Raw genomic sequence first — 12,400 nt, 5'->3', positions numbered from 1 at the left:
TGCGCGGGCCTCATCGAGAGCAGGCCCCCTCCCACAGTGACCGGGTTCATCCTGAAGGAAGGGGCTCGAGTGTGGGAGGGGGCTTGCTCCCGATGGCGTCAGCCCAGGCGCGGCTTATTTCGGTCCAAGAATCTTCACCAACTTATCCGGCGACGGCGCGCCTTGCTGTTGCTGCAAGCCACCCTTGTCATCCAGGTAGAAAATCGCCGGGGTTGCCGACAACTCCAAGTCATCCATCAACTGCATATTGGCATTGAGTTGGGCCTGGATATCCGCCGGGATTTTCTCCAGCGGCTTGAGCTTGCTGCCTTTGCCGGCGGCTTCGTGTTCTTCCAGGGCCTTGGGCGCGTCTTTGCTGGCCAGCAGCGCAGCGGATTTGCCTGGGCTGTCCTCGCGAATAATCCCCACCATGATATGTCGCAGCTGCACCTTGCCGGCTTTCACCCATGGCCGCGCCTGTTCCCAGAACATGTTGCAGTACGGGCAGTTGGGGTCGCTGAACAGGTAGACGGTGCGGGGGGCGTTTTTGTCGCCGTCCTGGATCCAGTGGCTCTTTTCCATCTTGGCCCAGACTTCCTTGGCCATCGGCGCGTACACCAGTTTTTCCAGGGGCGCGCTGCTCAGGTCATTACCCTGGGCGTCGTACAGGTTGCCGGCGATCACACTTTTGCCGTCGGCGGTCAGGTACAGGGCCATGCCACGGTTCTGATACTGCGCGGCGTAGCCGGTGAGGCCGCTGGGTGCATCGAATTTGCCGATGATCTTGGCACCCTTGGCTTCGATCTGTTTGATCGGTGCCGGCCAGTCTTCGGCCTGGGCCAGGGTGGCGGCCAGGCTCAGTGGCAGCAGGGTCAGCAGGTGGCGGAGGCGGGGCATGTCGGTTTCCTTGAGGGGGCCGTGGCGGCGGGGGCGGAGTCGAAGGGTTCCATGGCACGGGCCAGGCTGGCCTGGGACAGTTCACCGAGGTGGCTGTTGATCAGGCGTCCATCGGCTTGGTAGAACAGCGTGGTCGGCAAGGCCATGGAGCCCACGGCCTGGCCCAGGCGACCACTGGCATCGAACAGCACGTTGTCCAGGTTCAGGCCCTGGGTGGCCAGGTAGGTGCTGACGCTTTGCATGCTCTCGGCCTGGTTGACGAACAGGAAGGTCACGTCGGGGCGCATGCGTTGGGCGCTTTCCAGTACCGGCATTTCGCGACGGCAGGGCGGACACCAGGTGGCCCACAGGTTGATCACCAGCGGCCCGCCTTGATAGTCGGCCAATTGCACCACCTCACCGTTGGCGGTGCGCAAGGTGATGTCTGGCAGTCGTGTGCCTTTTTCATACACGCTGAGGGACAGGCTGGTCATGCCCCAGAACACCAGGCCGGTGATTACCCCGGCGCTCAGCGGCTTGCGCAGGGCCGGGCGGCGCCAGCCGTACAGCAGCGCGCCGAGGATCAGCGCGATCACGCCCGGCCAGGCCAGAAAGCCGCCGTCGCGCAGGTCGACCATCTGCAGCGGGTCGTTGCTGTAGTAACTCCAATACATCAGTACGAAGCTGACCCGCGCGGTGAGCATGCCCAGCAGGAACAGGCTGAACAGCACCGACTCGGGGTTTTCCCCGCCACGCTTGGCCACGCGCCAGCCCACCAGGGTGGCGAGAATCAGCGCGCTGATCAGCAGGATGTGATTCAGGGCGATAGCGAAGGTGCCGATGGTCAGGGTCAGCATCAGAGGGCGCCCCGGGTCTGGGTCCAGCGTTGCAGGAAGGCCGCGGCATCCACTTCGCCGGTGATGCGCTGGGCACGCCGTTCTTCACCGTCAGGGCCGATCCACACGAAGCTCGGCGGCCCTGGCACCTTGTAACGGCCGAGCAGCTCGCGGCTGGCGGCGTTGTCGGCGGTGACATCCAGGCGCAGCAGGCGCACGTCCTTCAGGGCGTCGAGGACTTCGGGTTTGCCGAATACCTGTTTCTCCATGATCTTGCACGACACGCACCAGTCGGCGTAGTAGTCCACCAGCACCCATTGGCCCTGGGCCTTGGCGCTGTCGAGCTGGCTTTGCAGCACGGCTGGGTCGTTGATGGTCATGAACGCGTCGTGGGCGGTAGGGCCGGCGACAGCGCGCGAGCCGCTGTAGACCTTCAACGGTTGCCACAGGTCATCGCTGCCACCTGCCGCGCCCACCAGCAGCAGGCCGCCCCACAACCCCAGTACCACGGAACCGGCGCCGGACAGCATGGCGACACGCCCGAAATCCTGTGCCAGGCGCCAGCCGCAATAGGCCATGGCCAAGGCCAGTACACCCCACAGGCCCAGCCACAGGGCTTCATCGACGACCGGACGAATCATCAGTATGGCGGTGGCCAGGAACAGGAAGCCGAAGATCCCCTTGAGCACATTCATCCAGGTGCCCGGCTTGGGCAGGAAGCGGTTGCCCACGGTCACCAGCAGCAACAGCGGCACACCGATGCCGATGCCCATGGCGAACAGGATCAGGCCGCCGTGCAGGGCATTGCCGCTTTGCGCGATATACAGCAGCGCACCGGCCAGGGGCGCGGTCATGCACGGGCCGACCAGCAGGCCGGAGAGGGCGCCGAGTACTCCGGCGCCGATCAGGCTGCCGCCACTCTGGTTACGGCTGACGTTGTCCAGGCGGTCGCGCAGGGCCACCGGCAGTTGCAGTTCAAAGAAGCCGAACATCGGCAGGGCCAGGATCACAAACAACGCAGCGAAGCTGCCCAGAATCCACGGGGTTTGCAGCAGCGCGGCGAGGTTACTGCCGAGCAGGGCGGCGACTACGCCCAGCGCGGCATACACCAGCGCCATGCACACGACATAACTGCCGGCCAGGGCAAAGCCACGACGCGGGCTGGCACCGCTGCCGACCACCAACCCGGCGAGAATCGGCAACATCGGCAATGAACAAGGGGCAAACGCCAGCAGCAGGCCCAGGCCAAAGAACACCAGCAGGCTCCAGCCCAGGCTGCGTTGTTGCAGGCCGCTGGCCAGGCTCTGGTCCTGGGCTTCGGCGGTAGCGGCCACGGCGGGGTTGCCCCCCAGGTCCACGGTGATCGACTGCGGCGGGTAGCACAGGCCGGCATCGGCACAGCCCTGCCAGCCCAGCTTGACCTTGCCGGTGGTCCCGGCGGGGATCTTCACTTCCAGGCCCTGGCGATACACTTGCTGCTCGCCGAAGAACTCATCGCTATGGGCTTCGCCTTGGGGCAGTGGCGGCTTTTCAGCCAGGCCGTCGAACTTCATGCGCTGCTGGTACAGGTAATAGCCGTCGGCGATCTGCCAATACCACTGGGTTTCACCGGACTCCAGGCGTTCGGAGGTAAAAGTGAAGGCTTTGCCCACCGGGAGGAAGTCGGGTTTGGTCTCGAATGGGTTGCCCGGCGCGGCCTGGACGAACCCTGCGAATAACGCCAGCAGAACGATAAACAAATGCCGCATGGTCAAGCCTTAGTTCGATGCAAGTGAGGCACACAATGTGTGGTGTTGATTAACCGATGATTAACCGGGCGCTATTCTAAAGTGTAGGGAATGTCTGAGGGGGCTTCTTTTCGCGGCATAATCGCTGCTTAATCCGCAGCACTTTTAATCACCCCCATCTTTCATGAAGGGTTCAGCATGCACGTACTGGTCTGTGAAGACGACGAACTGATCGCCAGCGGCATCGTGGCCGGCCTCGGCGCCCAGGGCTTTACGGTCGAGCGCGTGGCCTCGGCGGCAGCGGCGCGGGCGATGCTCAAGGCGGCTACCTTCGACATCATGGTGCTCGACCTCGGCCTGCCCGACGAAGACGGCCTCAAGCTGTTGCAGCAACAGCGCAGCCAGGGCCTGGAGATCCCGGTGCTGATCCTCACCGCGCGCGACTCGGTAACCAACCGCGTCGACGGCCTGCAGGCCGGTGCCGACGACTACCTGCTCAAGCCCTTCGACCTGCGCGAACTCGCTGCGCGCCTGCAAACCCTGCTGCGGCGGGTGGCCGGGCGTAGCGTCAACCTGATCGAGCATGGCCAACTGACCTATAACCCCAGCAGCCGCGAGACCTTCCTGGGCGGGCAGCCTGTGGACTTGTCGCGCCGCGAACAAGCGTTGCTGCAAGCCCTGCTGCACAACAAAGGCCGAGTGCTCTCCAGCGAGCAGCTCAAGGACAGCGTCTACGGTTTCAACGACGAGCTGGAGAGCAACGCGCTCAACGTGCACATCCACCACCTGCGGCGCAAATTGGGCAATGGCATCGTTGAGACCGTGCGCGGCCTGGGCTATCGCCTGGGGCCGGCGGATGGCGGCCCGGCCGAGGCTGGAGAGAAGGCTTCGTGATGAGCCTGCGACTGCGGCTGACGTTCAAGCTCGGCGCCGCCTTTGTGCTGATCTGGGCCCTAGCGGCTGCCTGGATGCTCAACGATCTGCGCAACCAAATGATGTTTTCCCTCGACCAGCGCCTGGTGGCGTCCGCGCGTATGGTCGCCGGTTTGATGGAGCAAATGCCCGGCCTGGCGAGCACCGCCGAGGGCAAGCATTTCAGTGCCGAACAACTCAACGTGCCGGGGGGCATGGCATGCCAGGTCAGCTCCTTGCGCGGTGAGGTGCTGGCGCGCAGCCACACTACCCCTGACCAGGGCCTGGAATCCCACCGCAGTGGCTTCCGTGACCAGATCATCGACGGCGCGGCGTGGCGCAGCTTCACCCTGGCCCGTGGCGACCTGTTCATCACCACCGCCGACCGCCAGGTGGAGCGGGAAGCCTTGAACCTGTCGATCCTGCTGGCGGCCTCGGTGCCGGTGGGCGTGGCCCTGTTGGGCTGCTTGTGCCTGCTGTGGCTGGGCATCGGCCAGAGCCTGCTGCCGCTCAACCGCATGCGTGATGCGTTGATGCGCCGCAGTGCCGACTCCCTTGAGCCGTTGCAGATCCACCCGCTGCCCAGCGAGCTCAAGCCGCTGCTCGACACGCAAAACCAACTGTTGCAACGCATCGCCAAGACCATCGAGCGCGAACGCCGCCTCACCGGCGACGCCGCCCACGAGTTGCGCAGCCCGCTGACGGCGATCAAGACCCACCTGCAAGTGGCCCGCATGACCGAGGGCGCCGCCCGCGACCAGTCCCTGGCCCACGCCGAGGAGGGCGCCGACCGTCTGCACCGCACCCTCGAACAATTGCTGCTGCTGGCGCGGGTGGAGGGCAGCCTGTCGTTTGACGATGGCATGCAATCCAGTGCCGAGGAGGTTGCACGGCTGGCGATCCAGGACGCGAATGCCGGTGACAATTCGCGGATCGACCTGATCCTGCCGGACAACCTCTCAAGTGCCCCGGTGGAAATGCCGGTGGGCCTGGCGGTTGCGGCCCTGCGCAACCTGTTGGACAACGCCCTGCGCCACACCCCGGCGGCTACCCGGGTGGAACTCAATGTATCCACCACCGCCGACCAGGTGGTGTTTCGTGTGCGTGACCATGGCACGCAGATATCCGCCGAAGACCTGCAATACCTGACCCAGCGTTTCTGGCGCAATGGCAACAGCGAAGGGTGCGGCTTGGGCCTGGCGATCGTGCAAGCGATCGTGCAGCGCTGTTCGTGCTCGTTGACATTCGACAGCCAGCCGGATGGCCTGCGAGTTGACTTGGGCATGCCCCTGCGGCGCTGATCACCCTTTTTTCAAGTGTCACACATAGTTACCGCCCTCCTGAGGTTCAACCCTTCAGGATGGCGGTAATTTTTTTGCGCTTGAACGGGCTGAATGACTCGGCCTGTGTTGAAAAGGACAGCTCTTATGTTGGTGATCGATACCAGTTTTCCCTCCAGGGACTTCAACGAACGCAATGGCGAACCTGTGCGCCAAGTGATCCTGCATTACACCGCGGCACCCTTCGCCTCCTCCTTGCACACCCTGACCCGGAACGGGGTCAGTGCGCATTACTTGCTGCCCGACCCCGATGAGCCCGGCTACCGCACGGCCGGCTATGACGAATTGCGCGTGTTTCGCCTAGTGGACGAGGACAAGCGTGCCTGGCATGCCGGGGTGAGCCAATGGGGGGGCCGGGATAACCTCAACAGTCGCTCGATTGGCATCGAAATCGTCAATCAGGCGCGGGATGACGCCAGTGGGTTTACCTTTCCCTATTACGCCGAGGAGCAGGTCGAGGTGTTGATCGAGTTGCTGCGTGACATTCTCGAGCGTTACCCACAGATCGGGCCGACCGACGTGCTCGGGCATTCGGATGTGGCCTATGGGCGCAAGAGCGATCCGGGGCCCCGGCTGCCGTGGCGCCGCTTGTTCGAGGCGGGAATCGGGGCGTGGTTTGACGAGTCGACGCGAGCCATGTACCAGCGCCGGTTCTGTCTCGGCTTACCGCCTGAAGTGGAGGTGGAGCGGGCATTCCAGCGCTACGGCTATAAGCCGGCGCAGAACCGCCATGGGTTTGAACTGAGGACCCGCGCATTTCAGATGCACTTTCGGCCGCGGGATTACTGCGGGTTCCTGGATGTCGAAACCTGCGCGATTCTGTATGCCTTGAATGAAAAGTACCTTGGGCTTTGAAGCCCCGCACCGTTCAAAGGTGGGAGGGGCGGGGCGACGATTCGACTTGCCCCGCCCACATTTTGATCCTCATGCCTCAGTCAACAATCACTTCTCCTAAATCCTCCTCTCGCTGGTGCGTTTCCAGAACAGGAAATCCGTGCGCATGCCCTTGGGCCAGACGCCAACGGATCGGCAGTTTGGTCACCATCATCAGCGTATTGAGGGATCGAGAGATGTCAGTCGCTACCAGCCGTATCGAAGACGCCCAGGCGCTTGTCAGCCCGGCACCCGCAGAAACGCTCTACCAGTTCGAAGAAACGCCGCTGCTGGCCCGTCAGCGCCAGCAGGAGTCCAATGCCCGCAGTTACCCACGGCGTATCCCCCTGGCGCTCAAGCGCGCCAAGGGGATCTACGTGGAGGATGTGGAAGGGCGCAGCTTCATCGACTGCCTGGCGGGCGCCGGCACCTTGGCGTTGGGGCATAACCACCCGGTGGTGATCGCCGCCATCCAGCAAGTGCTGAGCGATGAATTGCCGTTGCACACCCTCGACCTGACGACGCCGGTCAAGGACCAGTTCGTGCAGGACCTGTTCGGTCTGTTGCCGCCAGCATTGGCCCGTGAAGCGAAGATCCAGTTCTGCGGCCCCACCGGCACCGATGCGGTGGAAGCCGCGTTGAAACTGGTGCGCACCGCCACCGGCCGGAGCACGGTGTTGTCGTTCCAGGGTGGGTACCACGGCATGAGCCAGGGTGCCTTGAGCCTGATGGGCAGCCTGGGTCCGAAGAAACCCCTGGGGGCGTTGCTCGGTAATGGCGTGCAGTTCCTGCCGTTCCCCTACGACTACCGCTGCCCGTTCGGCCTGGGCGGCGCGCAAGGGGTTCGGGTCAACTTGCATTACCTGGAAAACCTGCTCACCGACCCGGAAGCCGGGGTGTTGTTGCCGGCGGCGGTGATCGTCGAAGTGGTGCAGGGCGAGGGCGGCGTGATCCCGGCCGATCTCGATTGGCTGCGCGGTTTGCGCCGTATCACCGAGCAGGCCGGCGTGGCGTTGATTGTCGATGAGATCCAGAGCGGTTTCGGCCGCACCGGCAAAATGTTCGCCTTTGAACACGCCGGGATCATCCCGGACGTGGTGGTGATGTCCAAGGCCATCGGCGGCAGCCTGCCGTTGGCGGTGGTGGTGTACCGCGACTGGCTCGACACCTGGCTGCCCGGCGCCCATGCCGGAACCTTCCGCGGCAACCAGATGGCCATGGCGGCGGGGTCGGCGGTGATGCGCTACCTCAAGGACCATGACCTCGCCGGCCATGCGGCGGCGATGGGCGAGCGCCTCGGCGAGCACCTGCGCCTCCTGCAGCGCGACTTCCCGCAGTTGGGCGATATCCGTGGCCGTGGGTTGATGCTCGGCGTAGAGCTGGTGGACCCGCACGGCCCCCTCGATATCCAGGGCCACCCACCGGTGCATCGCCAACTGGCACCGCTGGTACAGCGTGAATGCCTCAAGCGCGGCCTGATCCTGGAGCTGGGTGGCCGACATGGCGGCGTGGTGCGCTTCCTGCCGCCGCTGGTGATCACGGCCGTGGAAATCGACCGCGTTGCCGAGATCTTCGGGCGTGCATTGGCGGCGGCGGTCGCCAGCCTCTAATTTTTCAACGTCTTGGTACGTTTCTACAGATATCAGCGCTGCGCGTGGTGCGCAGCCAGCCTTTGAGCGACGGAGAACCGCAATGACCTCAGTATTTGACCGCGACGACATCCTGTTCCAAGTAGTGGTCAACCATGAAGAACAGTACTCCATCTGGCCCGACTACAAGGCCGTGCCGGAAGGCTGGCGTACCGTGGGCAAGAGCGGCCTGAAGAAAGAGTGCCTGGCCTATATCGAGGAAACCTGGACCGACATGCGCCCGCTGAGCCTGCGCCAGAAGATGGACGGCGCCGCGCTGGGCTGACACAAAACCTGGGTCAAGCCTGCTGGATGTGGAAGGCGGGCTTGATGTGGAAGGCTGGCTTGATGTGTGGCGAGCGGGCTTGTTGTGGCGAGCGGGCTTGCCCCGCGTTGGGCTGCGCAGCGGCCCCAAGACCAGCCGCTGAGTTGTACCTGATACACCGAGTGCTTCTTGATTGGGGCTGCTTCGCAGCCCAACGCGGGGGGACTGTCAGATATTTTGTGTGCGGGCCGGTAACGGCCTGCCGTCAGGCAGGCCATGCTTTACCAGGTTGGCCTGATAAATCGATCTCCGTACAGAATCGCAAATTGATTCATCGCACTTTTCCAGTCATGGGCCGCGGAGCCCCAGTTTGCGGTGATATTGCGCAGTCCAAGCCAGATCAGTTTTGTCGCCGCATCGTCGGTCGGGAAGTGACCTCGGGTCTTGATGATCTTGCGCAACTGAGCGTTGATGCTCTCAATGGCGTTGGTCGTGTAGATCACTTTTCGAATCGCCGGCGGGAACACGAAAAATGGGATCACACGATCCCAAGCGCGGCGCCAGGCAGCCACTACCGTCGGATACTGCTTGCCCCATGGCCCGCTTTCAAACGCATCCAGCGCCTGCTCGGCCGCTTCGGCGGTCACCGCCTGATAGATCGGTTTGAGCGCCTTGGCCAGTTCGCGACGCTTGTCCCAGGCCGCGTAATCAAGACTGTTGCGGATCAGATGAACAATGCATGTTTGCAGTGTCGTGTCTGGAAATACGGCGTTGAGAGCCTCTGGCATGCCTTTCAGTCCATCGGTCACAGCAATCAACACGTCTTCGACGCCGCGTGTCTTGAGGTCGTTGAAAACTTTCATCCAGAACTTGGCGCCCTCGGTATTTTCTACCCAGATGCCGAGAATATCGCGTGTTCCGTCAGGCAAAACGCCCAGGGCCAAGTAAATCGCCTTGTTGCGAACCAGCCCCTCTTCGCGAATTTTGACCCGTAGAGCATCGAAGAAAATAACCGGATACATCGGCTCCAAAGGCCGCTGTTGCCATGCACCGATCTCTGCCATGACCTCGTCGGTTACAGAGCTGATGAAGTCGGGAGAAACGTCAGTACCGTACTGCTCGGAAAGAAACGCTCGGATCTCTCTGACCGTCATTCCACGGGCATACATGGCGATGATCTTGTCGTCGAAACCGGTGTAGCGGCGTTCGTGCTTGGGGATCAAAATGGGCGAAAAACTGCCGTCCCGGTCGCGGGGAATATCCAGTCGGAGCGGACCGTCGCCGGTTAGAACCGTCTTGCCGCTTTTGCCATTGCGCTGGTTGGTTTCATCCTCTGGGCGCTGCGCGCCCGGCGGATAGCCCAAGTGGTGACCTAGCTCTGCACTCAGCGCTCGCTCGATCAAAGCCTTCTTGAACGCCGCAGACGCGTCCTCGATAGCTTCAGCGGTCATCGGTCCATCGGTGAATTGCTCGAGCAGCTCTTTCGGGATTTTCGGCAGCTCTCGCAACGCGGGTTTCTTTTTGGTTGGCATACATGCACCTCTTACTCATGTTATGCCCGAACACAAAATTTCTGACACCCCCACGCGGGTTTCTTTTTGGTTGGCATACATGCACCTCTTACTCATGTTATGCCCGAACACAAAATTTCTGACACCCCCAACGCGGGGCAAGCCCGCTCGCCACAACAAGCCCGCTCGCCACAACAGACCCGCTCCCACCAGAGGTCTGCTCCCACAACAGGCCTGTACCCCTTATACGTTCTTGTCTTTTTCCAGCCCACCCGCAGCCCCTGTCACCACCTGCACACTCAAGCGCGGCGTGGCCAGGTCGAGCCCGGCTTCGTCCAGATGGCGCTTGAGTGACAGGTTGAACGCCCGCGACACTTCCCACTGCTTGATCGGCGCGGTCTTGAAGCGTGCGCGCAGGATCGCGCTGCCCGACTCGAAGCTCTCCACGCCCTGAATCTCAAGGGGCGACCAGATATTGCGACGCTGCAGCGGGTCGTTGCGCATTTTATGGCCGACGTCGCGTATCAGCTTGATCGCGCTGTCGATGTCCATGTTGTAGGGGATCGCGACCCGGAAGATCGCGTAGCCGAACTCCCGCGAGTAGTTCTTGATGCTCTTGATTTCGCTGAATGGGATGGTGTGGACGATGCCGTCGATATCGCGCAGGCGTACGGTGCGGATGGTCAGGCCTTCGACGGTACCGAGGTGGCCACCGACGTCGACGTAGTCATCGATGGCCAGGGAATCCTCGATGATGATGAACAGGCCGGTGATCAAGTCCGCCACCAGCGACTGCGCACCAAAACCGATGGCCAGGCCGATTACACCGGCACCGGCCAGCAGTGGCGTGACGTTCATGCCCATGTTCGCCAGGGCAACGATGGCCGCGATGATAAAGATGGTCACGAACAGCACGTTGCGGATCAACGGCATCATGGTCTGCGCACGGGCATTGGCCAGGCCTTTGCGCGAGCGGGTGAGGGCGTGGAGGATCGCGGTGTCGCTGAGAATCCAGATCAGCCACGCGAACAGCAGGGTGCCCGCCAGGCCGAATAGCTTGACGGCGACTTCATGACCATCGCCTTCGGTAAAGCGGATCAGCGACAAGCCCCAGACTCGCAGCCCCAGCTCGATAAATGCCAGCCATACCGCCAGGTGGGCCAGGGTGTAGACGAAGCTTTTCAGGCGCTCGGAGTACAGCGCATGGCGCTTGTGCCCGCGTTGCGGTTTGAGCGCGTGGCGTCGGACCAGGCCGTTGATCACCATGCACAGCACCAGCAACACGGTGCACAGCAGCGACTGGCGCAGGGCGGTGCTGGTGTCGCCGGCCGAGACGAAGGTGGCGAACAGCGAGATACCCACCAGCAGCAGGGCCGGGATGAACCAGAAGGTGCCGATGATTTCGATCGTGTCGCTGAGGGCGCGGCGGGTCAGGCGTCGGGACAGCGGCTGGTTGCGGATCAGGTGCGCAATCGGCCGGCGAAAACGCAGGATAAACACACCGGTGGACAGCGCAGCCATCACATTGGCCACGGTCGCTGCGGTATGAGCCAAATGCTGGCCGAGCGCCGTGACCAGCCTGGGGTCGCTCAACGCTTCGCCAAAGGCGGCAAAGCTACCGATCCACCACAGTGGACGGAACGCCTGGTGCCGCAGGATATACAACGCGCGGTGGCGGTGCGGGCCGTCGAGCAGGGAGAACGCGATCACGCAGATCGCCGAGAAGCACGTACCGACCACCAGTGCGTAGGCCAGCACCATTGCCAGGGATTTGCCCAGGGACGACGGCAGTGCATAGCTCAGGTACACGGTGATCACCAGGGCGATCAGCCAAGGCCCCAGCTTGCGCAGGGCGAAGCGCAGCATGTCCCAGGTGCGCGGGTGTTGTGGCAATTCCTCGGGCAGGCCGAAGCGCTCGCGCACGCGGTGGCTGAGCCAGATCAACGCGGCGGCGAGCAGGCTCCACACCGCCAGGATCACGGCGAAACCGAAAATGATGGGGAGCCATTCATTGGCCGGCAGTATCAGTGCGCTCAGTTCATCCTTGGCCAGGTCAACCTCGTTGGACCAGCGGCTGATCGGGCTGTCGTCCCCGGAAAATTGTTGCTCGAGGTCCGACAGCGTGCTGCCGATCAACCCGAGCACGCCTTGTTCGGCGGCCGGCTGGGCTTTTTGCGTGGCTTCGCGCAGCTTCTTCAGGTCGCTCAGCAGTTGGGTGCGCTGCTGGTCGTTTTCCAGGGTCTTGATCACCTCGTCCAACGACTGCCCCAGGGGCACATCGGCCTGGGGTTGGGTCTTGTTGGTGCTGCTCAGCAAGCCGGGCAAGCTCACGGCCTGGGCAGGTGCGAGCGGCAGCAGCGTGAGCAGGGCGATCAGCAGGTAGCAGGGCAGAGCGAACAGACGGGAAAGCACGGAGGCGGTCAACCTTGGAAACGACGAGTTGACCGAGTGTA

10 protein-coding genes are annotated in these 12,400 nt (G+C 62.9%); 5 read left to right on the top strand and 5 right to left on the bottom strand.

All coding sequences use genetic code 11. The annotated features are described in order from the left end of the window. Positions 1 to 114: 114 nt before the first annotated feature. The 3 genes from dsbG to dsbD are packed head-to-tail and all read right to left on the bottom strand — an operon-like array spanning position 115 to position 3,439. Positions 115 to 876 (bottom strand): thiol:disulfide interchange protein DsbG, encoded by a 762-nt coding sequence (dsbG, locus tag A7317_RS20540; protein ID WP_024076665.1) that lies wholly within the window; start codon positions 874 to 876, stop codon positions 115 to 117. Further along, positions 852 to 1,712, bottom strand: a complete 861-nt coding sequence (locus tag A7317_RS20535; protein WP_069076732.1) for a TlpA disulfide reductase family protein — start codon at positions 1,710 to 1,712, stop codon at positions 852 to 854. Before A7317_RS20535 ends, dsbG begins: the two co-directional genes overlap by 25 nt. Further along, positions 1,712 to 3,439 (bottom strand): protein-disulfide reductase DsbD, encoded by a 1,728-nt coding sequence (dsbD, locus tag A7317_RS20530; protein ID WP_069076731.1) that lies wholly within the window; start codon positions 3,437 to 3,439, stop codon positions 1,712 to 1,714. Before dsbD ends, A7317_RS20535 begins: the two co-directional genes overlap by 1 nt. A 177-nt stretch (positions 3,440 to 3,616) precedes the next feature. Here dsbD and A7317_RS20525 point away from each other — a divergent pair, with 177 nt between their 5' ends. The 5 genes from A7317_RS20525 (at position 3,617) to A7317_RS20505 (ending at position 8,457) form a co-directional block, all read left to right on the top strand. Continuing rightward, positions 3,617 to 4,312 carry a response regulator gene (locus A7317_RS20525; RefSeq protein ID WP_069076730.1) on the top strand — a complete coding sequence of 232 codons (696 nt, stop codon included), beginning with the start codon at positions 3,617 to 3,619 and terminating at the stop codon, positions 4,310 to 4,312. After that, positions 4,312 to 5,631 carry an ATP-binding protein gene (locus A7317_RS20520; protein WP_041160988.1) on the top strand — a complete coding sequence of 440 codons (1,320 nt, stop codon included), beginning with the start codon at positions 4,312 to 4,314 and terminating at the stop codon, positions 5,629 to 5,631. The genes A7317_RS20525 and A7317_RS20520 overlap by 1 nt, the downstream gene beginning before the upstream one ends. Positions 5,632 to 5,757: 126 nt before the next feature. Then, entirely contained in the window at positions 5,758 to 6,525 is a 768-nt protein-coding gene (locus A7317_RS20515) for an N-acetylmuramoyl-L-alanine amidase (protein ID WP_069076729.1), read from the top strand. 215 nt (positions 6,526 to 6,740) lie between these two features. Then, positions 6,741 to 8,153, top strand: a complete 1,413-nt coding sequence (locus tag A7317_RS20510) for an aspartate aminotransferase family protein (protein WP_024076659.1) — start codon at positions 6,741 to 6,743, stop codon at positions 8,151 to 8,153. Positions 8,154 to 8,235: 82 nt separating this feature from the next. After that, positions 8,236 to 8,457 carry an MbtH family protein gene (locus A7317_RS20505; RefSeq protein ID WP_024076658.1) on the top strand — a complete coding sequence of 74 codons (222 nt, stop codon included), beginning with the start codon at positions 8,236 to 8,238 and terminating at the stop codon, positions 8,455 to 8,457. Between the two features lie 260 nt (positions 8,458 to 8,717). Here A7317_RS20505 and A7317_RS20500 read toward each other — a convergent pair whose 3' ends face one another. Together A7317_RS20500 and A7317_RS20495 are read right to left on the bottom strand one after the other, a co-directional pair. Continuing rightward, positions 8,718 to 9,968 (bottom strand): IS256 family transposase, encoded by a 1,251-nt coding sequence (locus tag A7317_RS20500; protein WP_069074985.1) that lies wholly within the window; start codon positions 9,966 to 9,968, stop codon positions 8,718 to 8,720. 222 nt (positions 9,969 to 10,190) lie between these two features. Beyond that, positions 10,191 to 12,359, bottom strand: a complete 2,169-nt coding sequence (locus A7317_RS20495) for a mechanosensitive ion channel family protein (protein WP_024076657.1) — start codon at positions 12,357 to 12,359, stop codon at positions 10,191 to 10,193. Positions 12,360 to 12,400 lie beyond the last annotated feature (41 nt).

It is taken from the genome of Pseudomonas fluorescens, assembly GCF_001708445.1.
GTDB classification, from domain to species: domain Bacteria; phylum Pseudomonadota; class Gammaproteobacteria; order Pseudomonadales; family Pseudomonadaceae; genus Aquipseudomonas; species Aquipseudomonas gorinensis.
Note: the sequence above shows the minus strand (reverse complement) of the source record. Positions and strands in the feature narration are given on the sequence as shown.

What these genes read in the sequence shown, in the direction of transcription:
- dsbG (WP_024076665.1), bottom strand. Translation starts at nt 876, where the DNA reads ATGCCCCGCCTCCGCCACCTGCTGACCCTGCTGCCACTGAGCCTGGCC.
- A7317_RS20535 (WP_069076732.1), bottom strand. Translation starts at nt 1,712, where the DNA reads ATGCTGACCCTGACCATCGGCACCTTCGCTATCGCCCTGAATCACATC.
- dsbD (WP_069076731.1), bottom strand. Translation starts at nt 3,439, where the DNA reads ATGCGGCATTTGTTTATCGTTCTGCTGGCGTTATTCGCAGGGTTCGTC.
- A7317_RS20525 (WP_069076730.1), top strand. Translation starts at nt 3,617, where the DNA reads ATGCACGTACTGGTCTGTGAAGACGACGAACTGATCGCCAGCGGCATC.
- A7317_RS20520 (WP_041160988.1), top strand. Translation starts at nt 4,312, where the DNA reads ATGAGCCTGCGACTGCGGCTGACGTTCAAGCTCGGCGCCGCCTTTGTG.
- A7317_RS20515 (WP_069076729.1), top strand. Translation starts at nt 5,758, where the DNA reads ATGTTGGTGATCGATACCAGTTTTCCCTCCAGGGACTTCAACGAACGC.
- A7317_RS20510 (WP_024076659.1), top strand. Translation starts at nt 6,741, where the DNA reads ATGTCAGTCGCTACCAGCCGTATCGAAGACGCCCAGGCGCTTGTCAGC.
- A7317_RS20505 (WP_024076658.1), top strand. Translation starts at nt 8,236, where the DNA reads ATGACCTCAGTATTTGACCGCGACGACATCCTGTTCCAAGTAGTGGTC.
- A7317_RS20500 (WP_069074985.1), bottom strand. Translation starts at nt 9,968, where the DNA reads ATGCCAACCAAAAAGAAACCCGCGTTGCGAGAGCTGCCGAAAATCCCG.